Source organism: Methylobacterium sp. AMS5 (assembly GCF_001542815.1).
In the GTDB taxonomy this organism is placed as follows: domain Bacteria; phylum Pseudomonadota; class Alphaproteobacteria; order Rhizobiales; family Beijerinckiaceae; genus Methylobacterium.
Window position 1 is genome coordinate 3,277,944 of the sequence record NZ_CP006992.1, and the last position, 22,925, is coordinate 3,300,868.

Sequence of the window (22,925 nt, forward strand, 5' to 3'; positions counted from 1 at the left end):
CCCGCTGGGCGCCGATTGTGGCTGGAGGGCGCACAGGGAGCCCGTTAACCGCAACGCGAAGCGTCGCCTTATGTTTCAAGCACGCGCGGCTTTCCGCCGGGTACCTCGGCGAAGCTGAACCGCGCTTAAGCGGATGTGCGGCGCAAAAACGAGTCCAACCCCGTCGGCCGGCGCAGGTCAAGACGGGTCGTGGGCCTCGTCCCCGTTCCTGCGCCGGGTCTCCGGCATGATCAGGAGGACGAGGGCGAGGCCGGCGGCGCCGACAATGGCGAGCCCCAGGAACGCGGTCCCGCTGCCGAGTTCGTCGGCCATGAAGCCGGCGAGTGCCGTCGAGAGGGCGGCGCCGATGCCCATGCCGGTCCCGACCGCACCGAGTGCGGTGTTGAACCGGCCGGTGCCGCGGGTGACGTCGGAGACGATCAGCGGGACCATGACGCCGAGAACGGAGGCCGAGATGCCGTCGAAGACCTGGATCGCCACCATCCAGTAGGGATCGCTGACGAAGGCGAAGAGCAGGCCGCGGACGGGCAGGGCCGCAAAACCGATCACGAGGAGCGGTTTTCGTCCCCAGCTTTGGGCGAGGCGGCCGACGAAGGGGGCCGTGAGCGCGAGCACCGCCTGCGGGACCATGATGCAGGCGGCCACCAGAGCCGTGGCGGTCTCGCTGGCGCGCAGGGTCATGACGCTGCCGACGAGCGGCAGCATCGCGGCGTTGGCCAGGAAGAACAGCACCATGCAGGCGGCAAAGCACAGGAGCGCCCGGTTCTTCAGGAGCGCCGAGACGCCGCCGGCCTCTCGCGGTTCCGGTTCCGGGGCGGCGGGCCGGGGCCTGCCGGCTTCCACGGCGCGCCCCGACGGGATGAACGAGAGGGACACCAGGGCCGGGATCACCAGCACGCCCGCGAGATAGAACACGGCGTTGTTCGAGAGATAATAGCCGATCGCACCCATGCCGGCAGCGCCAAGCGCGTTGCCCACCGCCGAGAAACTGGCATTGCGCCCCAGCCGCTCGCCGGCCCTGGCATGGCCGACGAGGCCGATGGAGATCGCGGCAATGGCCGGCGTCAGCACGCAGCTTGCCGCCGAGTGGATCGCCATGGCGAGCATCACGACGAGATAGGTCGGGAGCGCGGCCAGCATCACGGCGCTCGCGCCGACCCAGAACGCGGAGAAGCCGGCCGCGAAGCGCTTCGAGCGGGAGGCATCGACGAAGGCACCGCCCGGCATCTGCCCGAGCAGGCTGACGAGGCTGCCCAGGGTGAGCGCGAGGCCGATATCCGATTGCGTCCACTTCTGCTGGGTGAAGTAGACGGCGAGGAAGGGCCCGAACCCGGTCTGCAGGTTGGCGATGAAGAACGTGAACGCGTCGAGGCCGTAGGTCGCCCGGCGCGACGGATCGGCGGGACCGGGCGTGCTCGGTCGGCCCGCGCGCCGCACCGGACGGGAGCCGCCGCGCTCGCGAAGATCGGTGCGATGAATGTCGCGCTCGCGCGCTGGATAGGCGCGCCGTTCCGTCACCGGGCTTGCCGTCATTTGTCCGGAGTCTTCTCCGGTGGCCGGTCCGGGGCCTTGTCGGACGGGGCAGCCGGCTTCTCGGCGACGGCGGAGGCATCCCCTTCCGGCGGAACGGCGGCACCGGTGTTCGCGGCGCCCGGGCTGGCGGCCCCGAGCACGACGATCGGATCGCCGGCCTTGTACTCGGGCGAGACGCGGACCTGATTGCGGTTGAGCTGGAGCGTGAGGCGCCCGACCTTGCCCTCGGTGGTGAACTTCAGGACGCGCCAATCCACCGCGATCTTGCGGGAGCCGACACCGAGAAAGCCGCCGAAATCGATCACCGCGGCGCGGGGCCGTCCGTCGCGGTCGATGATGACGTCGATGATCCGGCCGAGATCGTCGCCGTTCATCGCGCGGACGCTCTTGCCGAGCAGGCTCTCATAATCCTGGGTGTCGAGCACCACCGCCGGGGTGCCGCCCCCCTGGGACGGCGTCACGGCACCATTCGCGGGTGCAGCCGGCGCCGTCGCGGGCGCTGCGGCCGGAGGCGGAGCGGTCACGGCGGGAGGCGACGCGTCGCCGGGGGCGCCCGACGAGCCGTCCGCGGCCATGGCCGCCGTGGCGAGGAGGGCGATCGCCGGTGTCACGATCGGCCGGATCAGTCTGAGCACCCCTACTACCTCTCGACAGTCGAAAAAGATCCGCGAGCCGGCCTCTACGGGCCGGCGCTCCCCGGACATCATGGGGCGGGCGGACGCATCGTCCATGCCCGGCAACCACGGCGAAGTTGTGGATGGGCCGGAAACGCCGCCCCGGCCGCTCCGACCGTGCCGCCGCAACCGGGTGGACACGGGCGACTGCCGTCTGGTTTTCGCCCAAACCCTGCCTTAGACGGATGCAGGAAATCTTAACGTTGCCGACCCTTGGCCGCCCCCAGGCCGACCCGTGGCCGGGGACGGCCGGTACGAGGACGAGATGACATGCTTAACCCGTCGAGACTCTGCGCCGCGGCGCTTCTTGCCGCGAGCCTTGGCGGCTGCCAGGCACTCGGCGGCGGCGGTGGGGTGATGCCGGAAACCGATCTCGGTCCTCCGCCCTCCGCCCGCGGCACGCTGCCCGGCCGCCCTCTGCGCAGCGCCCAGACCGACGATGACGGCCGCCCGCTGGCCGCAGCCCCGACCCGCGCCCTGGAACTGCCGAAGAACATCCGCGGCGACACCCGCACCGCCGATGATGGACCGCGCCGCATCCGCCGGGAAGAGATCGACGGCGAGACGACGTCGCGGTCCAGCTCCGGCGGCCTCGCCCCCCAGATGGGGGCGGGCGGCAGTGTCGGTCTCGGCGGCAAGTTCTGAGTCGCGAAGAGGGCCGTGCCAGACCTGACGGAATCAGGCTCGGCACGGCTCTAAACCCCTGTTTTGACGGGCATTCCTTCGACGAACCCGTGACCGCTTCGCTGGAATGCGCTCTCTTCGTCGCAGCGGCGCCGCCGCCTCAGGCGGTCGGCGCCCTGCGGCCGCCCCAGTGATCGTTGAGGCGCCCGCCGAAGCCAGGATCGTCGAACGGATTTTCGCCGGGTCCCTGGGTCGGCGCGCCGTCGAGATCGGCGGGGTCGATATCGACGACGTATCCGCCGAGTTCGACCGAGTAGGTCAGCGCGTTCCAGGGCAGGGGATGGTAGTTCTCGCCAAAGCCGAGGAAGCCACCGAAGGACAGCACGGCGTAGGCGACCTGACCCGACACCTTGTCGACCATGAAATTGTGAACGCCGCCGAGGTGACGCCCGGTGCTGTCGTAGACAGGGGTGCCCTCGACCTTATCGGAGGCGATCAACCGGGGTGTCTCGTCGGTCGCCACCCCCTCGCCGGAGGCAGGGTCCAGTTCCAGCGTCCCCGGCTTACGATAGGCCCGCTCTTCGGGCAGATCCGTCGGCATCCACGTCTCCAGCATGTCCCTGACAGGCCCCGGCAGGCCCGTGATCCGGGTGTCTAACGTGAATGCGAGGCGGCAAGCGCGGTTCCCGCCCCGACAGGGGAGTGGCGGCGGGATCATCGGAGCCCGGCCCGGTCGGCGCGAAAAAGTCCCTCCGGCAGTGGATTGGGCTGCGGAAAGGTCCGCTGATCTGTGGATGGATACCCCGGCGGCGCTGTTCTCCACTTGGAACGGGCGCGGCACCGCTTAGTTGTTGCTCCTCAGTGCCCCGATGCCTCGCGGCTTCGTGTCACGAATCGCCGGTCCGCAGGACGGAGGGAAACCATGGCTACCAAGACGACGGAGAAGAAGGCGGCTGCGCCCAAGAGTGCCCCGAAGAAGGAGACCGCCACGAAGGCCGCCTCCGGCACCAAGCCCAACGCGCTTCAGCAGCCCCTGAAGCCGTCTCCCGAACTCGCCGCCATCGTCGGCGACAATCCCCTGCCGCGCGGCGAAGTCGTCAGCAAGGTGTGGGAGCACATCAAGAAGCACAATCTCCAGAACCCGGAGAACAAGCGCGAGATTCTCGCCGACGACAAGCTCAAGAAGATCTTCGGCAAGGACAAGTGCTCGATGTTCGAGATGAACAAGCACCTCGCCGCACACCTCAAGTCCTGATTTGAAGGAACCGTTCGCGGGCCGTCCCTCGGAGTACGGTGCCGGTCAAGCCGGCCCCGTACGTCCGGTGGGCTCGGGAGCGGTGAGCCTCAGGTAATGCCGCGCAGCACGCCGCCATCGACCCGCAGGGCCGCCCCCGTGGTGGCGCTCGCGGCGGGCGTGCAGAGATAAGCGACCATATTGGCCACTTCCTCAGGCTGCGCGAGGCGCTTCAGGAGCGAAGTCGGGCGGTTCTCGGCGATGAAGGCGCGGCCCTTGGCCTCCAGATCGCCTTCGCCCCCGCCCATGGATTCGAGGAAATCCGCAACGCCCTCGGTCATGGTCGGGCCGGGAAGCACGCTGTTGACGGTGACGCCGCTGCCACCCACCGTCTCGGCGAGACCGCGGGAGACGGCGAGCTGTGCCGTCTTGGTCACGCCGTAATGGACCATCTCGGGCGGGATGTTGACGCCCGACTCGCTGGCGATGAAGACGATCCGTCCCCAGCCGCGCTCGACCATGCCGGGACCGTAGGCCCGCGCGAGGCGGATGCCGCTCATCACGTTCACCTCGAAGAAGCGGCGCCACTCGGCATCGGCGATCTCGAAGAACGGCTTCGGCTCGAAGATGCCGGCATTGTTGATCAGGATATCGACCCGCGGCAGGGCGGCGAGGAGTTCGCCCGCCCCCTCCTCGGTGCCGACATCGCCGATGCCGGCGATGAACTCAGCCCCCGGCACCTCGCCGCGCAGTCGCGCGATGGCCGCCTCCACCCGCTCGCCGGTGCGGCCGTTGACGGCGACGTAGGCGCCGAGCCGGGCGAGTTCGCGAGCCACCGCGTAGCCGATGCCCCCGGTGGAACCGGTGACGAGGGCGCTGCGCCCCTTCAGGTCGATGTCCATCATCCGCCTCCGTTGGCCGCACTTGTCTCTGTCCCAGCGACAACGCGCGAGCCGGGCCCTGGTGCTGAGCGACGATGCGCGGTCAGGGCCCCGTCCGCCGCAGGCCGCTCGCCAGGGCGCCCGCCAGCGCCAGGGCGACGGCGCACCACAGGGTGACGGCGAAGGCGCCCGTCGGGCCACCGGGGACGAGGCCGAACAACACGGCGACCCAAGCCGCGCCGAGGGACTGGCCGACGAGCCGGGCGCTTGCCTGCATGCCGCTGGCGCCACCGCTGCGCTCCCGCGGTGCGCTGGTGATGATGACTTTGTTGTTGGGCGACTGGAACAGCCCGAAACCGATCCCTGAAAGCGTCAGCCGCCAGACGATGTCGAAGGTCGTGGGCGCCTCCGGCAGGAGGGCCAGCGCCGCCATGCCGACGGCGAGCAGGCCGAGACCGAAGCTGCCGAGCAGCCCCGGCGGGAAGCGGTCGGCGAGCCGGCCGGCAAAGGGCGACATCGCCGCGATGGCGAGCGGCCATGGCGTCATCAGGAAGCCGGTTCGGGTCTCCGAGAAGCCGAGAGCGTCGTGGAAGTAGAAGGGTAGGGCGACGTAGGCGATCATCTGCGCCGCGAAGGAGCAGATCGAGGCCACCATCGACAGGGCGAAGGCCGGAATCCGCAGGAGGTCGAGCGGCAGCAGCGGCGCTGCGAGCCGGATTTGGGTCCGTACGAAGACGATGCCGACCCCAACCGAGGCGGCGATTGCGGCCACGGCGAGCCCGCGGGTATCCGGATCCGCGAACGCGTCGAGACCGACGATCAGCAGCCCGACGGTGAGGGCGTTGAGGCTCGCGCTCCGCAGGTCGAAGCGCCGGGCGGAGCGGGGCGTTCGCGGCAGCGTGCGCGCGCCGACCGCCAGCGCGACGAGCCCGACCGGCAGGTTGACGAGGAACAGCCAGGGCCAGGCTGCGACCGAGAGGATCGCGGCGGCGACCGTCGGACCGGCGGCGGAGGCCACTGCCACGATGAGCGCGACGTTGCCGACGCCGCGCCCGATCAGCCGGCTCGGATAGATGAAGCGCACCAGAGCGATGTTGACGCTCATGATCCCGGCCGCGCCCAGCCCCTGGGCGACCCGCGCGGCGGTGAGGCTTGCAAGGTTCGGCGAGACCGCGCAGGCGAGCGAGGCGGCGGTGAAGACGGCGAGACCGCCGAGATAGACCCGGCGGTAGCCCCAGATCTCGCCCAGCGTGGCGAGCGGCAGCAGGGAGGCGGTGACCGCGATCTGGTAGGCGCTGACGACGAAGATCGCCTCGGAGGCCGGCACGTCGAGGTCGCGGGCGATCACCGGCAGGGCGACGTTGACGATCGCTCCGTCGAGCACCGCCATGGAGATGGCGAGCGCCATGGCGCAGAGCGCCAGGAGCCGCTCCCGCAGCGGCAGCCCGTCGCCGCTCCTGTCTCCGGTCTTTTGAGCCGTCACCGTCCATCTTCCGGTGCTTGCAGGCGAGCGATCCGCCCTATCTGTCTCTCACCGGAGGCTGCGCCGCGCGTTGTCGGCGTGCCGCCGGGGCAGAGCCCGCGCCGTTCGCGCATCGCCCCCGGAAACCGCGCCGGGGACGATGCGCGCGCGTCTTGTATCTGCATCGTCTGTTTTCGAAAGCCGGCCACCACCTTTCGGGACGATGCTCGAGCCGGAGACGAAGTGTCCATGCGTGCCCACCCGATTTTCGCGCCGTGCCTTGCGCCGTGCCTTGCGCCGTGCCTTGCGCCTTGCCTCGCGCTTTGTCTCGCGATCGCACCGCTGCTGGCGCCCGCCGCCCATGCCGAGGAGCCGTCGCCGCTCGGCATCGGCCTCGAAGGCTTCGCCTATCCGTTTCCCGTGCGCTTCCTGCCGCTGAGCCGCGACGGCGAAGCGCAGCGCCTCGCCTACATGGATGTGCCGGCCGCCGACAACGCCAACGGACGCACGGTGCTGCTGCTGCACGGGCGCAACTTCCCGTCGAGCTACTGGGAGCCGGTCATCCGCACCCTGTCGAACGCGGGCTACCGCGTGGTGGTCCCCGATCAGCTCGGCTTCGGCAAGTCCTCGAAACCGATCGGCTCCTTCACCTTCGACCGGATGGCCGCCGACACCCTGGCGCTCGCCGACAGCCTGAAGATCCAGCGGTTCGACATCGTGGCGCATTCCATGGGCGGCATGCTCGCCGTGCGGATGGCCCGCAACTATCCGCAGCGGGTCAACAGCCTCGTGCTGGAAGCGCCGATCGGGCTGGAGGATTACCGCTTCACCGTCCCGCCGGTCTCCGACGAGACCCTGATAGCCCGCGAGGCGGACTTGACCGCGGACTCCTACCGCAAGCAGTTGATGACGAGCTACGCGCTGTCGATCCCCGCCTCGGCCATCGAGCCGTTCGTGTCGATCCGCGAGCGCGTGAAGGGTTCGGGCGAGTATTCGCGCTGGCTCAGGTCGTTCGTGAACTCTTACCAGATGATCTGGGGCCAGCCGATCGTCCACGAGATCCCGCTCGTGAAGGCGCCGACTCTGTTCATCATGGGGGCGAACGACCACAACGCCCCCGGTAAGGGCTTCGCGCCGACGGAGGTGCGCTCCACCATGGGCGACAACACGAGCCATGCGCGCGCGCTCGCCGGCCGGATGCCGAACGGAAGGGCCGAAGTCCTCAACAATGTCGGCCACCTCGTCCACATGGAGGCGACCGAGATGTTCAACACGCTGACGCTGGAATTCCTCAACACGCACTGATCGCTCGATCGTTAGAGCGCATTCCGACGAAGTGGCCACCGGTTCGTCGAAAGAATGCGCGTCAAAACAAAGAGCGGGAGACGCCGGCCTGATGCAATGAGGTCGGATACGGCTCTAGCGACCCATCGCCGGCCGGGGCGTTTCACCCGGACGTGACAGCAAATCCGGAGCTTCAAACATGGATGTCGGTTTCATCGGGCTCGGCCGCATGGGCCGGGTCATGGCGGCACGGCTCGTCGCAGCGGGCCACCGGGTGCGGGTGTGGAACCGGTCGCCGGAGGCAGCCAGGGCGATCGAGGGCGCCGAGCCCGTGGCAAGCGCCGCGGAGGCCTTTGCGGGCGACGCCGCGATCACCATGCTCGCCGACGACGCGGCCCTGCGCGCCGTCACCATCGAGGGCGGGCTGCTCGATTCCGGGCAGCGGCCCGGCGTCCATGTCGGGATGTCCACGATCTCGGTGGCACTCGCCAAGGAACTGGCGGCGGTCCACGGACGGGCGGGCGTGCCCTACATCTCCGCACCGGTCTTCGGCCGGCCGGATGCGGCGGAAAAGGGGGCCCTGAACATCATCGCCGCGGGTGACGACGCGGCGATCGCGCGGGTACAGCCGTTGTTCGACGCCATGGGCAGCAAGACCTGGCGCTTCGGCGCCGAGCCGGAGAAGGCCAACGCCGTCAAGCTCGCGGGCAACTTCATGCTGGTCTCGGCCATCGAGGCGATGGGCGAGGCGGCCGCCTTCGCCGAGGGTCACGGCATCGCCGGAGCCGACGTGTTGGAGATGCTCACCAGCACGCTGTTCGCCTCGCCGGTCTACAAGAATTACGGCGCGATGATCATGGAGGGGCGCTACGAGCCGCCGGGCTTCACCATGCGGCTCGGCCTCAAGGATGTCCGCCTCGCCTTGGCCGCGGGCGAGGCGGTCAATGTGCCGATGCCGTTCGCCAGCGTGCTGCGCGACAACCTCCTCGACGCCATCGCCCACGGCGACGGCGACAAGGATTTTGCCGGGCTCGCCACGGTGGCCGCCCGGCGCAGTGGACGGTAAGCCTCAGCGCTTGGTGTTCGTCGCGGTCTGGCCGAACATCACCTTCTTCGCGTCCTCGCTCATCGGCTGGCCGTAGTGCGGGTTGGCTTCCACTGCCCGCGCATAGGCGGCTTTGGTGGCGGGGCGCTCGGCGATCGCCTCGAACCAGCGCTTCAGGTTGGGGTGGTCGTCGAGGCGCTGGCCCTGCTTCTCCCACGGCACGATCCAGGGATAGGCCGCCATGTCGGCGATGGTGTAGTCGGCGCCCGCGACGAAGGCGCGGTCGGCGAGCCGCCGGTCGAGCACGCCGTAGAGCCGGTTGGTCTCCTTGACGTAGCGGTCGATGGCGTAGGGAATTTTCTCCGGCGCGTATTGCGAGAAGTGGTGGTTCTGGCCGAGCATCGGCCCGAGGCCGCCCATCTGCCAGAACAGCCATTGCAGGGTCTCCGCTCGGCCGCGCAGGTCGGCAGGCAGGAAGCGCCCGGTCTTCTCCGCGAGGTAGAGCAGGATCGCGCCCGACTCGAACAGCGAGATCGGCGCACCGCCATCGCCCGGCTCGTGATCGACGATGGCCGGCATCCGATTGTTCGGTGCGATCTTCAGGAAGGCCGGCTCGAACTGCGCGCCTTTGCCGATATCCACCGGGTGGATCGTGTAGGGGAGGCCGGCCTCCTCCAGAAACATCGTCACCTTGTGACCGTTCGGGGTCGGCCAGTAATGCAGGTCGATCATCGCTACGCCTTGTCTCCGCGCCCACGAGGGCGATGCCTCAGGCCTGCGGCCAAGTGGGAACGTCGAGCGATCCGATCAACCCGCCATTCCGCTGGGGGATGTCCTTTACCTTTCCGTGATGAGCTACCGGGACGCAGGGAGGGCGGTCCATGGTCTCGGCAGTGTCCACGAGTTCGGCGGGCCTGAGCGCGGCGATGCAGCGCTTCGACGGGGCCGCGTCGCGCGTCGCCTCACCGCAATCCGCCGCCGAGCCGGTCACGGCCGTCACGGAGCTGGCCTCGGCCTCGCTCGGTGTTTCCATCAACACCGCCGTGCTGAAATCCTCGATCGAGACCGAGAAACGCGTCCTCGACATTCTCGTGTGACGAGCAGCGCCTTGCCGGCCGGGAGACGAGGGGGTATCTCCCTCACAGCGTCGGGGTGTAGCGCAGTCTGGTAGCGCATCTGCTTTGGGAGCAGAGGGTCGTAGGTTCGAATCCTATCGCCCCGACCATACCTTCCCCGGAGACGTCAGCCGTCCGATGCCGAGCGCCCGCATCTACCGTCCCGCCAAGGATCCTACGCAGTCCGGGCTCGCCCGCACCAAGCAGTGGGTTCTGGAGTTCGACCAGACCGAACCGCGCGAGACCGACCCGCTGATGGGCTGGACCGGCTCCTCCGACATGCTGCAGCAGGTGCGGCTCGAATTCGACACCTCGGACGAGGCGGTCGCCTATGCCAAGGCTTCGGGCATCGCCTACCGCGTCGAGGAGACGCCGCCGCCGATCGCGCGCAAGGGCCTGTCCTACTCCGACAATTTCAAATTCAACCGCACGGCGCCCTGGACGCACTGAGCGTCCCTCGCGAAGCGCCCGCCGCGCCGGAAGCAGCGGCCGTTTCGTGAGACACTCGAACCCGCGTTCAGCGCCCCTTCCGCTCCGCCCAGGCGCGGTAGGGGCTCGGCTCGTCGGTCAGCGGGTGGTGGCGCACCTGCATCGGCTGCTCTTCCAGCGGCCGGCACAGCTCGGCATAGATCCCGGCACTGAGCAGACCCTCGGCCTCCGCCTCTTCGGCGGTGAAGGCGAAGTAGCCTTGTTTAACCCCGGCCAGCCGCATCGCCGCATGGCACATCGGGCAGGGCCGCCCGCTGGCGTAGACGATGCAATCGTCGAGCTTGGGCCGGCCGAGCCGCCGGCTCGCCTCCCGTAGCGCCACCATCTCGGCGTGATCGCTCGGATCGTTGGTGCGGTGGATACGGTTGGCCGCACGGGCCACGACCTCGCCCTCGCGCACGATCACCGCGCCGTAGGGGCGGCCCCCCTCGGCGACGTTGGCGAGCGCGAGTTCGGTCGCCTCGCGCAGATAGCTCTCGTGGTCTGGCATTCGTTTCCTCCTCAGAACGCGTAGCGCACCCGGCAATAGGGCATCCGCTCGGCGAGCAGCGCCTTGAAGCGGGCGAGCCATTTCCCTTTCCAGCCGGTGCGGTAGCGCAGGTTTTCGCCGCCGCCCTCCGAGCGCTTGGTCTCTTGGATGTCCGGCCGCCAGAGCAGATCCTCGGCCTTGGGGTGCCAGCCGAGGTTCACCTCGTGCAGCCCGGCATTGTGGGTCAGCATGATGATCTCGCAGGCGAGCTGATTCTTGGCGGCGCCCGAGATCGTCCCGTCGATCTCGTCGAACAACGCGGCCCAATCCGCCTCCCAGCCCTCGTAGAGGATCACGGGCGAGAAATTGACGTGGACCTCGTAGCCGGCGCGAAGGAAGTCGTCGATCGCGGCGATCCGCTCGGGGATCGGGGCGGTGCGCACATCGACGACCCGCGCGATCCGCGCCGGCATCAGCGAGAAGCGGATGCGGGTGCGCCCTCTTGGATCGTAGGCGAGGAGATCGCGGTTCACGGCCTTGGTCGCGAACGACCCCTTGGCATTGGAAATCCCGCGGAATTGCGCGACGAGATCGCGGACATTGTCGCAGATCATCGCATCGACCGAGAGGTCGCCGTTCTCGCCGAGATCGTAGACCCAAGCCTCCGGGTCGATCTGATCGGGCTCCGGCAGCGGACCCTGCTTGGCCGCATGGCGCGTGATCGCCGCGCAGACCGCATCGACATTCACGAACAGCGAGATCGGATTGGAAAACCCCTTGCGGCGCGGCACGTAGCAATAGGCGCAGGCCATCGCGCAGCCGTTCGAGGTCGAGGGTGCGATGAAGTGGGCGGAACGGCCATTGGGCCGCATCGCGAGTCCCTTCTTCACGCCGAGCACCAGGGTCGATCGCTTGATCCGCACCCAGTCCTCGACCGAGCCGGCATTGCCGTGCAGCTCCGGGATGTTCCAGTGCGACGGGACCGCGATCCGCTCGGCGTTCGAATAGCGGGCCAGGATTTCGCGTCCGCGCGGATAATCGGCGACCGCCGGCTCGTGGAAGATGCGGTCGATGTCGATGAGGTCGCGCGGGGCCATCGCCTGGATCTAGGGCGACCGCGGCCTTCCGACGGGGCCTGCGGCGACAGGCCGTCGTGTCAGAGCCGCGCCAGCAACTCCGCCTTCTTGGCAGAGAACTCGTCCTCGGTCAGCACGCCTTTCTTGTGCAGGTCGGCCAGGCGTTCGAGGATCGAGAGGATGTCGTCCGGGCCTGCGCCCGAAGGTGTACCGGAGGGTGCCGCCCCCGGCCGGATGGCGGCGGCCGCCGACGGAACCGGGCTGGCCGCAGGGGCGACCGATGACGACGCGAACGCGGCGACACTCGTGTCCACCGCCGGTTGGGGCGCCGACGGCGCCGCCCCCCCCGCATCCCGCTCGACCGGCGTCAGATCTTCCAGCGAGAAGCTCCCCTGCGGTCCGCTGAAGCGCAGCGAGGCGCTTCCGCCCTGCTGCTGGCTCACGCCGGTGACGAGGCGGTCCCCGGTGTCATAGAGGGTGAGCCGCCCGCCGGTCTCGATGGCGAGGCGTCGGCGCTCGGGGAAGAAGGCGTAGCGCGTCGCGTTCTGCGCCCCCGCGCTCGACGGCAGCCCCAGTTCGTCCGGCCACCAATTGCCCGAGGCGGCTTCCTCGCGGAAGCCGGCGAGCGGCAGGGCCGTGGCGAGTTCGGTGCACAGGGCATCGACCTGCGCCTTCAGGGCATGGTCGTTCATGCGCCCGACCATCACCATGCCGCCACGCGACCATTGTCCGAAGCCGCCGAGATCGGGGTGGTCGAACTGGGCCATGTTGCCCTGGCCCGCCTGGAGCGCGCGCAGAAGGTGGCGCACCGCTTCCAGGCTGACGCCGTGCCGCTCGGCCAAGGCTTGAAGCCCGGCGTGCCGATGCTCGGGGTCTTCGATCATGGGTGACGGTCCCCCTCGGATGTGTCCGTGTCGATCGATGAGGGGCTTTGCAACGCGGGCCCCCACCGTGAGTTTCGTCCAAGGCCTACCACATCCGTGGCGGTGCGCAGCGGGTCGGGAAAAATTTGCTGCGTCGCGTCAGGCGAGACGGAGCTTCGCCGTTCCGTGCACGTTCTGAGTCCGGCTGGACCCGCGGGGACCGCCACAAGTGAGAATGGGACGATCGATGGCCGATACCGACAGGACTGCGACGCCGAGGCCGCGCACATCGCGCACGCGTATCCGCGAAGGCTCGCCGCATCCCCGCGGTGCGACCTGGGATGGCCGCGGCGTGAACTTCGCGCTGTTCTCGGCCCACGCCACGAAGGTCGAGCTGTGCCTGTTCGACGATGCCGGCGAGAAGGAAATCGAGCGCATCGAGCTGCCCGAGTACACCGACGAGGTCTGGCACGGCTACCTGCCGGACGCGCGCCCCGGCACGATCTACGGCTACCGCGTCCACGGCCCCTACGAGCCCGAGGCCGGCCACCGCTTCAACCCGAACAAGCTCCTCATCGACCCCTACGCCAAGGGTCTGGTCGGCACGATCCAGTGGAACCCGGCCCTGTTCGGCTACCAGATGGAGACGGGCGACGACCTCACCTTCGATGAGCGCGATTCCGCTCCCTACACCCGCCGCTCGCGCGTGATCGATCCGGCCTTCACCTGGGGCCGGGACGTGAAGCCCCGCGTGCCGTGGGAGCGCACCATCGTCTACGAGACCCACGTGAAGGGCTTCACCAAGTTGCACCCGGCGGTGCCGGAGAAGCTGCGCGGCACCTATGCCGGCCTCGGCAACCCGGCGGTGCTCGACTACATCAAGAGCCTCGGCGTCACCTCGGTCGAGCTGCTGCCGGTGCATTCCTTCGTGCAGGACGACTACCTGCAGCAGAAGGATCTCATCAATTACTGGGGCTACAACACCATCTCGTTCTTCACGCCCGCCCGGCGCTACGCGGCGGTGCCGGATTTCGCCTTCTCCGAGTTCAAGGAGATGGTCGCCCGCATGCACGGCGCCGGCCTCGAAGTGATCCTCGACGTGGTCTACAACCACACGGCCGAGGGCAACGAGAAGGGCCCGACACTCTCGTTCAAGGGCGTCGACAACGCCTCCTACTACCGTCTGCTGCCGAACCAGCCGCGCTACTACATCAACGATACCGGCACCGGGAACACCTTCAACCTCTCGCATCCCCGCGTGCTGCAGCTCGTCACCGACAGCTTGCGATACTGGGCGACCGAGATGCGGGTCGACGGCTTCCGCTTCGATCTGGCCACCATTCTCGGCCGCGAGCCCTACGGCTTCGACGAGGGCGGCGGCTTCCTCGATACCTGCCGTCAGGATCCCGTCCTCAACGACGTGAAGCTCATCGCCGAGCCGTGGGATTGCGGCCCCGGCGGCTATCAGGTCGGCGGCTTCCCGCCGGGCTGGGCCGAGTGGAACGACCGCTTCCGCGACGACGTGCGCGGCTACTGGAAGGGCGATGCCGGGCTGCTGCCGGGGCTCGCCTCGCGCATCACCGCCTCGGCCGACAAGTTCAACAAGCGCGGACGCCGCCCTTGGGCCTCGGTGAACTTCATCACCGCCCATGACGGCTTCACGCTGAACGACACGGTCTCGTACAACGAGAAGCACAACGAGGCGAACGAAGAGGGCAATCGCGACGGGCACGGCCACAACCTCTCCTACAATTACGGCGTCGAGGGCCCGACCGACGATCCCGAGATCCGCTCGGTGCGTCTGCGCCAGATGCGCAACATGCTGGCGACCCTGTTCCTGTCGAAGGGCACGCCCATGCTGCTCGCCGGCGACGAGTTCGCCCGCACGCAGAAGGGCAACAACAACGCCTATTGCCAGGACAACGAGGTCAGTTGGGTCGATTGGGGCGCCATCGGCGAGGAGGAGCGGGATCTGGCCGAGTTCACGCAGCGCCTGATCCTGCTGCGCAATGCCCTGCCGATGCTGTCGCGCGGACGCTTCGTCACCGGGGCCTACGACGAGGAGTTCGGCGTCAAGGACGTGACCTGGCTCACGCCGACCGGCACCGAGATGAGCCCGGAGAACTGGAACGACGGCAACTCGCGAACCCTCGCCGTACTGCTCGACGGGCGCGCCCAGGCGAGCGGCATCCACAAGCGCGGCGGCGATGCCACCCTGCTCTTGTTCTACAACGCCTATCACGACGTGGTGGACTTCACCTTCCCCGAGGCGCCGGGCGGCACCTCGTGGACGCGGCTACTCGATACCAACCTGCCCGACAGCCAGGAGGTGGAAAGCTTCGCCGTCGGCGAGAGCTACTCGGTCACGGGACGCTCGATGCTGATGTTCGTCCTCAAGCCCGTCGAGAACGAGGACGAGGAGCACAGCGACATGGAGCGCTCCTACCAGTACGTGATGCAGGCCTTCGAGCGGGCAAATGTCGAGAGCGTGAGCTTCGGCATCGACGAGGAGGCCTGATGGCGCGGGCGAGGGACCGCTCGCCGCAAGCGGTCCCTGCCGGTTTCGATGGGTTCCGGAGCCTCGGCGCTCCGGACCCTATTTTCTCCCCGCAGCCTTATCCTACGCGCTGCCTCGGGGATGCGCCGGCCGTGCCGGCGGCCTCACAAGACTTGTCACGCCGCGGGTTCGCATGACCGACATCCCCGAGAAGAGACCCCACAGCGTCCATCCCAGCGTCGAGGCGGGTGCGGAGGGCCACGAATTCGAGTCCGGCAGCGGCATCTTCTTCGCCGCCGTCGCGATGACGCGCATGCCGATGGTGGTGGTCGATCCGAACCGGGACGACCAACCGATCGTGTTCGTGAACCAAGCCTTCCTGGAAATGACCGGCTACGCTCGGGACGAGGTGATCGGCCGCAACTGCCGCTTCCTCCAGGGCCCCGAGACCGATCCGGCGACGCGGGCGCTGGTGCGCGAGGCCGTCGCGGCGCGGCGCGACGTCGCCACCGAGATCCTCAACTATCGCAAGGACGGCTCGTCGTTCTGGAACGCCCTGTTCGTGAGTCCGGTCTACAACGCCGCCGGGGACCTTCTGTACTTCTTCGGCTCGCAGCTCGACATCACCCGCCGCCGGCTGGCGGAAGACGCGCTGCATCAGGCGCAGAAGATGGAGGCGATCGGCCAGCTCACCGGCGGCATCGCCCACGACTTCAACAACCTGCTCCAGGTGATCCTGGGCTACGCCGACTCGCTGGCGACCAACCTCGAGCGGCCGGACGCCGACCGGGGCCGCATGGGCCGCGCCGTCGGCAACATCCGCGACGCGGCGGAGCGGGCTTCGACGCTGACGCAGCAGCTGCTCGCATTTGCCCGCAAGCAGCGCCTCGACGGCCGCACGCTCAACCTCAACGGCCTCGTCTCGGAGATGAAGGAACTGGCCGGGCGCACGCTGGGCGACGCGGTGACGATCGAGACCGATCTCGCCCCCGACCTCTGGCCCTGCCGGATCGACCGGACCCAGGCCGAGGTCGCCCTGCTCAACGTGCTCATCAACGCCCGTGACGCGATGCCGGAGGGCGGGCGGGTCACGATCGCGACCCGCAACGAGGAATCCGGCCGGCCCGACGGTTCGGGCCCGTTCGTGAGCGTCGCAGTGACCGATACGGGTGCCGGCATCCCGTCGGACATGCTGGCGCGGGTGATGGACCCGTTCTTCACCACCAAGGAGGAGGGGAAGGGCACCGGGCTCGGCCTGTCGATGGTCTACGGCTTCGCCAAGCAGTCCGGCGGCTTCGCGCAGATCGAGTCGGTGATGGGGGAGGGGACGACCGTATGCCTCTCCTTCCCCGCGAGCGACGCGGCCAGTGCGCCGGAGAGCGCGGCACCGGCTGCCATCGTCGAGGAGCGGCCGGGCACGGAAACGATCCTGATCGTGGACGACCGCGCCGACGTCGCCGAACTCGCCCGGGCGATCCTGCGCGATTACGGCTACGGCACCCTGATGGCCCGCCACGGCCGCGAGGCCCTGGAGATCCTGAACGACCATCCGGAGATCGACCTGCTCTTCTCCGACCTGATCATGCCCGGCGGCATGGACGGCCTGGCGCTCGCCCGCGAGGCGCGCCGCCGCCATCCCGACCTGAAGATCCTGCTCACCACCGGCTATGCCGAAGCCAGCCTGGAGCGAACCGGCATCGAGCGTCCGGAGTTCGATATTCTGAACAAGCCGTACCGCCGTGCCGAGCTGATCCGGCGGGTGCGGGCGGCTATCGACGCGCCGAGCCGGAGCTGACCGGCGCGACGGATCGGGAGAGCACCATGGCTCAGGGTGACAAGTCGAAATACACCGACAAGCAGGTCCGCAAGGCGGAGCACATCGCCGAATCCTACGCGTCCCGCGGCGTGCCGGAGAAGGTAGCGGAGGCCCGCGCCTGGGCGACCGTCAACAAGGACGATGGCGGCGGCAAGAAGCCCGGCGGCTCGGGCCGCGGCAAGGCAACGGACCATCCCGCGGCACATAAAGGCGGTCGCACGGGCGGCACGGCCTCGGCTTCGCGCACGAAGGCGCAGCGTTCCGCCTCGGCCAAGAAGGCGGCCGAGACGCGCAAGCGGAATGCAGCAAAGAAGGCGGGCTGAGGTTTCTCGACCCTCCCCCCTTTTTCGGGGGGAGGGCCGTTACGCTGCGGCCTCAGACGGCCATCGCCGTCTTCAGGTTCTCATCGACCTTGTCGAGGAAGCCGTCGGTGGTGAGCCACTTCTGGTCCGGGCCGACGAGGAGGGCGAGATCCTTCGTCATGTGGCCGGCCTCGACCGTATCGACGCAGACCTTCTCCAGGGTCGCGGCGAACGTCGCGAGATCGGCGTTGCCGTCGAGCTTGGCCCGGTGCGACAGGCCGCGGGTCCAGGCGAAGATCGAGGCGATCGAGTTGGTCGAGGTCGCCTTGCCCTTCTGGTGCTCGCGGTAGTGGCGCGTCACGGTGCCGTGGGCGGCCTCGGCCTCCACGGTCTGGCCGTCCGGCGTCATCAGCACCGAGGTCATCAGGCCGAGCGAGCCGAAGCCCTGCGCCGCCGTGTCCGACTGCACGTCGCCGTCGTAGTTCTTGCAGGCCCAGACGTAGCCGCCCGACCACTTGAGGCACGAGGCCACCATGTCGTCGATCAGGCGATGCTCGTAGACGAGGCCGAGCGACTGGAACTTCGACTTGAACTCCTCGTCGAACACCTTCTGGAACAGATCCTTGAAGCGGCCGTCGTAGACCTTGAGGATGGTGTTCTTGGTCGACAGATAGACCGGGTACTTGCGGGCCAGACCGTAGTTGAACGAGGCCCGGGCGAAGTCGATGATCGACTGGTCGAGGTTGTACATCGACATCGCGACGCCGGCGTCGGGGAACTTGAACACTTCCTTCTCGATGACGGCGCCGTCGTCACCCTCGAACTTGATGGTGAGGCGGCCCTTGCCCGGCACCTTGAAGTCGGTGGCGCGATACTGGTCGCCGTAGGCGTGGCGGCCGATCACGAAGGGCTGGGTCCAGCCCGGCACGAGGCGCGGCACGTTCTTGCAGATGATCGGCTCGCGGAAGATGACGCCGCCGAGGATGTTGCGGATCGTGCCGTTGGGCGAACGCCACATCTCCTTGAGCTTGAATTCCTCGACGCGGGCCTCGTCCGGCGTGATCGTGGCGCATTTCACGCCGACGCCGTGGCGCTTGATCGCCTCGGCGGCATCGATCGTCACCTGATCGTTCGTGGCGTCGCGGTGCTCGACACCGAGGTCGTAATAGTCGAGGTCGAGATCGAGGTAGGGGTGGATGAGCTTGTTCTTGATCTCCGCCCAGATGATCCGGGTCATCTCGTCGCCGTCGAGCTCGACGACCGGATTGGCCACCTTGATCTTCGCCATGTCGGTCCCTCAGTTGCCCGGTGCCGTGCGCCCAGCCGATTGCCCGTCGCGCGTCTCCCCGGTACTCGGTCGCCGCCCCTATAACGCAGCGCAGCAAGGCGACAAAGCCGGGCTCCGAACGACGGTTTCGGATGCGCGAATCTGTTACCGGACCCTGCGGAACGGCAGCAGGCCGCGCAGGCGAATTCCGAGCCAGACGAGGATCACCAGGGCGATCAGGTTCAGCGCCAGGGTAAAATCCTCCCGCGGGGCGAGGGACAGCGCGTAGCCGCTCTTGCGGGCCGCATCGAACTGCCAGCCGACCACGAGCCCCCCTGCCGCGGGCGCGCGCAGGAACACGTCGGCGAGGAGCCAGCCGCTGGCCGAGATGCGGACGGTGAGCCCGGCGCTCACGAACCAGACCACCTGCGCCAGCTGCACCGGCACGGAGAGGGTGTAGCCGAGGCGCCGATCCTGCCAGAGCGCGACCCCCGCGACCACGCTCGCCGCCAGAACCAGCACGATGAACAGGACGCCCGGCAGCAGGGTGAGCGGAACCGACGCGCCGGTCTGGATCAGGTCGTGCAGGAAGGCCCAGAGGCCCACCAGCCCGCCCTGGATCTCGATCAGCGCCACGGCATAGCGCAGGCCGTCGCGGTCTCTCACGGCATCGGTCATGGGAGGCGGGCATAGACGAGGCGGCGCGGCGCGGCCACCCCGCCGGCGCGGTCACCGGCCAAAGCGCGTGTCGCTCCCGCATGAGCGCACGCCACGGCCGCGCTAAGCGGCCTGGACAAACCCGGCCGCCGCTGCGACGACCCGCGCGTCAAGACAAACGGCCGATCACGAGGAAGGACACACCATGAGCGACCGCATCATCCTGCGCGCCGGCGAGGCCCTCGTCGCGGGCGGCCCGCCCAACACCGCGTCCGAGCCCGAGGTCATCATCGGCGAGCTCGACGGGCCGGTCGGCACCGCGCTCGCCACCCTCACCGGCGATCAGGTCGTCGGCCACAGCCGCGTCTTCGCGCTCCTGAACACCGACATCATGGTCCGCCCGGTGACGCTATGCGTCTCCAAGGTAAGCGTGACCGAGAACAAGTACACCTCGATCCTGATGGGCACGGTGCAGTACGCCATCGCCAACGGCGTGCTCGACGCGGTGCGGGCCGGCTACATCCCCAAGGAGAAGGCCAACGACCTCGGCATCATCTGCTCGGTCTGGCTCAGCCCGGGCGTGATCCAGGCCGAGAGCGTCGATCACAAGGCGCTGTTCGAGATCCAGCGCAAGGGCATGACCGAAGCGATCCGCAAGGCCATGACCAACGAGCCCTCGATCGACTGGCTTCTCGAGAACCAGGACAAGATCGTGCACAAGTACTACCAGATGGGCCTCGACGGTAAGATCTGAGACTTTTGGAAGACCGCGCCATCGGCATTGCCGGCGGCGCGGCTCTGTCGGCGCCGCGAGCGATAACAGTCCTCCTCCCGCTTCCGCAGCGACGGGCGCATCGATGATGCCGAGCAGCGCCGGCCTCGAAACCCGCCTCGAAAACGATGTCACATCGCTCTTGAAGGAGGGCCGCTACGGCTCCCGAACCGAGATTCTCCGCGAGGGTCTGCGCTTGGTCGAGGAGCGCGGGAAGCGCTTGTCTCTGCTCGGCGCGGCCCCGGCCCGTGAAGTCGCCGATGCCAACCGGGCGACGCCGGCCGAAGACGTCAAGGCACGGTTGATCGCCAGAGACGAAAAGCTGTCCGGCCCGGTTGCATGATCGCCGTCTTCACCGCCGAGGCTGAAGCCGATCTGGCGTGCATCGGCGACTTCATCGCCCGGGACAATCCACGCCGTCGGCTTCGTCACCGAACCGATCGAGCGGTGTCTGCAACTCGCCGAGTTTCCCGAAGGCTTCCCGCTGGTTACGCTTCACGCCGAGAGCGGCGTCCGGCGGCGCTCCTACGGTTCCCACCTCATCTTCGACCGGGTGCGTAGCGAGCGGATCGAGAGCCTGCACGTCATGAACGGGGTGCGGGATTGGGAATCGCTGCTCTTCCCGGATTGAGGCTGTGATCGCGGCGTGCGAGAGGGCGGCCATGAGCGCCCCCGTCGTCATCCTGGTCGAGCCGCAACTTGCCGAGAATATCGGCATGACCGCCCGCGCCATGGCGAATTTCGGCCTGTCCGAGTTGCGCCTCGTGGCGCCCAAGAACGGTTGGCCGAAGAAGGGCGTGCGCGAGGCGGCCTCCGGCGCGACTTTCGTGCTCGATGGGGCCAAGGTCTACGCCACGCTGCCGGAGGCCATCGCCGACCTGCATTTTCTCCTCGCCACCACCGCCCGCGAGCGCGGGCAGATGAAGCGGGTCTTCGCCCCCGAGGACGCCATGACGGCCAGCGCCGAACGGATCGGCCGCGGCGAGCGGATCGGGCTGATGTTCGGGCGCGAACGGGTGGGCTTGAGCAACGACGAGGTGTCGCTGGCCGACGCCATCGTCACCTTCCCGGTGACGGACGCGTTCCCCTCGCTCAACCTCGCCCAGGCCGTGCTGCTGATGGGCTATGAGTGGCGCCGCGCCGCCGGCCTCGCCACCCTGCGCTTCTCCGGCGAAATGCTCTCGCCGCCCGCCACCCGCGATGCGATGCTCTCGCTGTTTGCAAACCTGGAGCAGACGTTGGCGGGGGCCGGCTTCTACCCGCCGGAGAAGCAGGAGATCATCGCCCGCAACATGCGCGACATGCTCCACCGCATGGCGATGACCGAGCAGGACGTGCGCACCTTTCGCGGGGCGCTGCGGGCGTTGAACCGAAAGGCTCGCAAGACCGACGAGGCGTAGGGCCTACCGCTGCACGAGTCCGAACCGCGTCAGGCAGACATGCTTGGCGAGCGACGCGGGTGCGATCGGCACCGCGGGCGTCGTCCCGTAGGGTTCTCCGGTGGCCGTGTCCTCGGGCGCGCGAAAGGCACCGGGGACGTAGCTGGTCTCGCACTGTTCGAACTTGTTGCAGACGGCGAGCTTGGTGCAGATCGTCTGGCCCGCCCGCTCGTAGACGTAGTAGGTCGCCCCGGAATAGGGCGGCCGGGGGAAGGACTCGGTCCGCACCGTCGTGACGTCCCCGGCGCTCGCCGCCACCGGCGATACGAGCGCCGCGAGAAGTCCCCATCCGACCCCTGCGCGCATCACCCGCCTCTTCCCCCGACGCCCGCGCATCAACCGATCCGGATCACGATCTTGCCGACATGCCCTGCCTCGGCCAAGGCTTTGAGGGCCGCCGGCGCCGCGTCGAAACCGTAGACCCGGTCGATCACCGGCTTGATCCCGTGCAGGGCGATCGAGCGGTTCATGTCCTCGAACATCTCCCGTGGGCCGACGGCGACGCCGCGCACGATGCAGCTCGCGCCGAGGATCGCCAGCGGGTCGAACGCCTCGCCCTGGGCCAGCAGGCCGATCAAGCCGATATGCCCACCGGGCCGGGCCGAGGCGATGGAGCGCGGGAGCGTCCCGGTGCCGCCGACCTCGACGACATGATCGACGCCCGTTCCGCCCGTCAGCCGGCGCACCTCGCCCTCCCAATCGGGATGGGTGCGGTAGTTGATCGTGTCGTGTGCGCCGAGTGCGCGGGCCTTCTCCAGCTTGGCATCGCTCGACGAAGTGGCGATGACCCGCGCACCGGCCGCGTGGGCGAGCTGGATCGCGAAGATCGAGACGCCGCCGGTGCCGAGCGTCAGCACCGTCTCGCCGGCCCGCAGGGGCTTGAGCCCGTAGAGCGCGTTCCAGGCCGTCACCGCCGCACAGGGCAGCGTCGCCCCCTCCTCGAAACTGAGATGATCGGGCAGCCTGACCAGCCCGTCCTCGTCGAACACCTGATATTCGGTCAGCACCCCGTCGATGGCGCCGCCGAGCGCCGTCTGCCACGTGTCGGCCACCTGCGCACCGCCGAGCCAGCTCTGCGAGAAGATTCCGGCAACCCGCTCGCCGCCGGTGAAGCGGCGCACGCCCGCGCCGAGCGCCACGATCTCACCGGCCCCATCGGAGAGAGGGATCAGCCGGTCGAGGTTGACCGCGAACGGGTAGCGGCCCTCGCAGATCAGCAGATCGCGATAGTTGAGGGAGGCGGCGCGCATCCGGACCAGGACCTGCCCGCGCCCCGGTTCGGGCGTCGGGCGCTCGGCACTCTTCCAACTGTCGAGGCCGGCGGCGGCGGACATCTCGTAGGCGCGCATGGCGGTCTCCCGTGGGGTTTCGCGTCCCGGCTGGACGCAGGCGCTCATGGCAGAAGCTCTTGCAGGCGCATATGGGA

At 68.6% G+C, this 22,925-nt stretch carries 26 protein-coding genes and 1 tRNA gene; 13 read left to right on the forward strand and 14 right to left on the reverse strand.

Translation table 11 applies throughout. From position 1 onward, the window contains the following. Positions 1 to 177 precede the first annotated feature (177 nt). Together Y590_RS14700 and Y590_RS14705 are read right to left on the reverse strand one after the other, a co-directional pair. The gene (locus Y590_RS14700) at positions 178 to 1,533 is read right to left on the reverse strand and encodes an MFS transporter (protein WP_060770512.1); all 1,356 of its coding nucleotides are present in this window, start codon (positions 1,531 to 1,533) and stop codon (positions 178 to 180) included. Further along, entirely contained in the window at positions 1,530 to 2,168 is a 639-nt protein-coding gene (locus Y590_RS14705; protein WP_060770513.1) for a PRC-barrel domain-containing protein, read from the reverse strand. Before Y590_RS14705 ends, Y590_RS14700 begins: the two co-directional genes overlap by 4 nt. A gap of 309 nt (positions 2,169 to 2,477) precedes the next feature. On the opposite strand from Y590_RS14705, the gene Y590_RS14710 reads away from it, so the two are divergent. Then, entirely contained in the window at positions 2,478 to 2,852 is a 375-nt protein-coding gene (locus Y590_RS14710) for a hypothetical protein (RefSeq protein WP_060770514.1), read from the forward strand. 139 nt (positions 2,853 to 2,991) lie between these two features. On the opposite strand, the gene Y590_RS14715 is transcribed toward Y590_RS14710, so the two are convergent. Then, positions 2,992 to 3,432, reverse strand: a complete 441-nt coding sequence (locus Y590_RS14715) for a PRC-barrel domain-containing protein (protein WP_060772302.1) — start codon at positions 3,430 to 3,432, stop codon at positions 2,992 to 2,994. A 321-nt stretch (positions 3,433 to 3,753) separates the two neighbouring features. Between Y590_RS14715 and Y590_RS14720 the strand changes: the two genes are divergently transcribed. Next, positions 3,754 to 4,086, forward strand: a complete 333-nt coding sequence (locus tag Y590_RS14720) for an SWIB/MDM2 domain-containing protein (protein ID WP_003597961.1) — start codon at positions 3,754 to 3,756, stop codon at positions 4,084 to 4,086. Positions 4,087 to 4,175: 89 nt separating this feature from the next. Here the strand turns inward: Y590_RS14720 and Y590_RS14725 are convergent, their stop codons facing one another. Both Y590_RS14725 and Y590_RS14730 read right to left on the reverse strand, forming a co-directional pair. Continuing rightward, positions 4,176 to 4,967 carry an SDR family NAD(P)-dependent oxidoreductase gene (locus tag Y590_RS14725; RefSeq protein WP_060770515.1) on the reverse strand — a complete coding sequence of 264 codons (792 nt, stop codon included), beginning with the start codon at positions 4,965 to 4,967 and terminating at the stop codon, positions 4,176 to 4,178. Between the two features lie 82 nt (positions 4,968 to 5,049). Continuing rightward, on the reverse strand, positions 5,050 to 6,429 hold the full coding sequence (locus Y590_RS14730; protein ID WP_083530866.1) for an MFS transporter: 1,380 nt from the start codon (positions 6,427 to 6,429) through the stop codon (positions 5,050 to 5,052). A 228-nt stretch (positions 6,430 to 6,657) separates the two neighbouring features. Between Y590_RS14730 and Y590_RS14735 the strand changes: the two genes are divergently transcribed. Together Y590_RS14735 and Y590_RS14740 are read left to right on the forward strand one after the other, a co-directional pair. Beyond that, the gene (locus Y590_RS14735) at positions 6,658 to 7,713 is read left to right on the forward strand and encodes an alpha/beta fold hydrolase (protein ID WP_060770516.1); all 1,056 of its coding nucleotides are present in this window, start codon (positions 6,658 to 6,660) and stop codon (positions 7,711 to 7,713) included. 178 nt (positions 7,714 to 7,891) lie between these two features. Next, positions 7,892 to 8,758, forward strand: a complete 867-nt coding sequence (locus tag Y590_RS14740; RefSeq protein ID WP_060770517.1) for an NAD(P)-dependent oxidoreductase — start codon at positions 7,892 to 7,894, stop codon at positions 8,756 to 8,758. 3 nt (positions 8,759 to 8,761) lie between these two features. Here Y590_RS14740 and Y590_RS14745 read toward each other — a convergent pair whose 3' ends face one another. After that, the gene (locus Y590_RS14745) at positions 8,762 to 9,469 is read right to left on the reverse strand and encodes a glutathione binding-like protein (protein ID WP_060770518.1); all 708 of its coding nucleotides are present in this window, start codon (positions 9,467 to 9,469) and stop codon (positions 8,762 to 8,764) included. Positions 9,470 to 9,618: 149 nt separating this feature from the next. Here Y590_RS14745 and Y590_RS14750 point away from each other — a divergent pair, with 149 nt between their 5' ends. The 3 genes from Y590_RS14750 (at position 9,619) to Y590_RS14760 (ending at position 10,302) form a co-directional block, all read left to right on the forward strand. After that, a complete protein-coding gene (locus Y590_RS14750) occupies positions 9,619 to 9,834 on the forward strand; it encodes a hypothetical protein (protein WP_003597951.1) in 216 nt (71 codons plus the stop codon). Between the two features lie 51 nt (positions 9,835 to 9,885). Continuing rightward, positions 9,886 to 9,962, forward strand: a tRNA-Pro gene (locus Y590_RS14755). A 28-nt stretch (positions 9,963 to 9,990) separates the two neighbouring features. Beyond that, positions 9,991 to 10,302, forward strand: coding sequence for an ETC complex I subunit (locus Y590_RS14760; protein ID WP_003597950.1), 312 nt, complete (start codon positions 9,991 to 9,993; stop codon positions 10,300 to 10,302). 67 nt (positions 10,303 to 10,369) lie between these two features. On the opposite strand, the gene Y590_RS14765 is transcribed toward Y590_RS14760, so the two are convergent. The 3 genes from Y590_RS14765 to Y590_RS14775 are packed head-to-tail and all read right to left on the reverse strand — an operon-like array spanning position 10,370 to position 12,770. Then, positions 10,370 to 10,831, reverse strand: coding sequence for a nucleoside deaminase (locus Y590_RS14765; RefSeq protein ID WP_060770519.1), 462 nt, complete (start codon positions 10,829 to 10,831; stop codon positions 10,370 to 10,372). An 11-nt stretch (positions 10,832 to 10,842) separates the two neighbouring features. Further along, entirely contained in the window at positions 10,843 to 11,907 is a 1,065-nt protein-coding gene (locus tag Y590_RS14770) for a spore photoproduct lyase family protein (RefSeq protein WP_060770520.1), read from the reverse strand. Between the two features lie 59 nt (positions 11,908 to 11,966). After that, the gene (locus Y590_RS14775; RefSeq protein WP_060770521.1) at positions 11,967 to 12,770 is read right to left on the reverse strand and encodes an SHOCT domain-containing protein; all 804 of its coding nucleotides are present in this window, start codon (positions 12,768 to 12,770) and stop codon (positions 11,967 to 11,969) included. A gap of 226 nt (positions 12,771 to 12,996) precedes the next feature. On the opposite strand from Y590_RS14775, the gene glgX reads away from it, so the two are divergent. The 3 genes from glgX to Y590_RS14790 all read left to right on the forward strand — a co-directional run bounded on the left by glgX (position 12,997) and on the right by Y590_RS14790 (position 17,385). Then, the gene (gene glgX / locus Y590_RS14780) at positions 12,997 to 15,267 is read left to right on the forward strand and encodes a glycogen debranching protein GlgX (protein WP_060770522.1); all 2,271 of its coding nucleotides are present in this window, start codon (positions 12,997 to 12,999) and stop codon (positions 15,265 to 15,267) included. Positions 15,268 to 15,439: 172 nt separating this feature from the next. Further along, on the forward strand, positions 15,440 to 17,041 hold the full coding sequence (locus Y590_RS14785) for a hybrid sensor histidine kinase/response regulator (RefSeq protein ID WP_060770523.1): 1,602 nt from the start codon (positions 15,440 to 15,442) through the stop codon (positions 17,039 to 17,041). Between the two features lie 26 nt (positions 17,042 to 17,067). Then, positions 17,068 to 17,385, forward strand: coding sequence for a hypothetical protein (locus tag Y590_RS14790; RefSeq protein ID WP_060770524.1), 318 nt, complete (start codon positions 17,068 to 17,070; stop codon positions 17,383 to 17,385). A gap of 52 nt (positions 17,386 to 17,437) precedes the next feature. Here the strand turns inward: Y590_RS14790 and Y590_RS14795 are convergent, their stop codons facing one another. Together Y590_RS14795 and Y590_RS14800 are read right to left on the reverse strand one after the other, a co-directional pair. Then, the gene (locus Y590_RS14795; RefSeq protein ID WP_060770525.1) at positions 17,438 to 18,652 is read right to left on the reverse strand and encodes an NADP-dependent isocitrate dehydrogenase; all 1,215 of its coding nucleotides are present in this window, start codon (positions 18,650 to 18,652) and stop codon (positions 17,438 to 17,440) included. 144 nt (positions 18,653 to 18,796) lie between these two features. Next, a complete protein-coding gene (locus Y590_RS14800) occupies positions 18,797 to 19,309 on the reverse strand; it encodes a hypothetical protein (RefSeq protein ID WP_060770526.1) in 513 nt (170 codons plus the stop codon). Positions 19,310 to 19,493: 184 nt separating this feature from the next. On the opposite strand from Y590_RS14800, the gene Y590_RS14805 reads away from it, so the two are divergent. Continuing rightward, complete coding sequence (locus tag Y590_RS14805) at positions 19,494 to 20,042, forward strand: formaldehyde-activating enzyme (RefSeq protein WP_003597938.1); 549 nt, start codon at positions 19,494 to 19,496, stop codon at positions 20,040 to 20,042. A 106-nt stretch (positions 20,043 to 20,148) separates the two neighbouring features. Beyond that, complete coding sequence (locus Y590_RS14810) at positions 20,149 to 20,403, forward strand: ribbon-helix-helix domain-containing protein (protein WP_060770527.1); 255 nt, start codon at positions 20,149 to 20,151, stop codon at positions 20,401 to 20,403. Positions 20,404 to 20,454: 51 nt separating this feature from the next. Here the strand turns inward: Y590_RS14810 and Y590_RS27570 are convergent, their stop codons facing one another. Then, positions 20,455 to 20,724, reverse strand: coding sequence for a hypothetical protein (locus tag Y590_RS27570; RefSeq protein ID WP_158509750.1), 270 nt, complete (start codon positions 20,722 to 20,724; stop codon positions 20,455 to 20,457). On the opposite strand from Y590_RS27570, the gene Y590_RS14820 reads away from it, so the two are divergent. Next, positions 20,723 to 21,460, forward strand: coding sequence for an RNA methyltransferase (locus tag Y590_RS14820; RefSeq protein WP_060770529.1), 738 nt, complete (start codon positions 20,723 to 20,725; stop codon positions 21,458 to 21,460). The genes Y590_RS27570 and Y590_RS14820 overlap by 2 nt on opposite strands. A gap of 3 nt (positions 21,461 to 21,463) precedes the next feature. On the opposite strand, the gene Y590_RS14825 is transcribed toward Y590_RS14820, so the two are convergent. Then, on the reverse strand, positions 21,464 to 21,805 hold the full coding sequence (locus tag Y590_RS14825) for a hypothetical protein (RefSeq protein ID WP_060770530.1): 342 nt from the start codon (positions 21,803 to 21,805) through the stop codon (positions 21,464 to 21,466). Positions 21,806 to 21,834: 29 nt separating this feature from the next. After that, entirely contained in the window at positions 21,835 to 22,848 is a 1,014-nt protein-coding gene (locus tag Y590_RS14830) for a zinc-dependent alcohol dehydrogenase family protein (RefSeq protein WP_060770531.1), read from the reverse strand. Positions 22,849 to 22,925 lie beyond the last annotated feature (77 nt).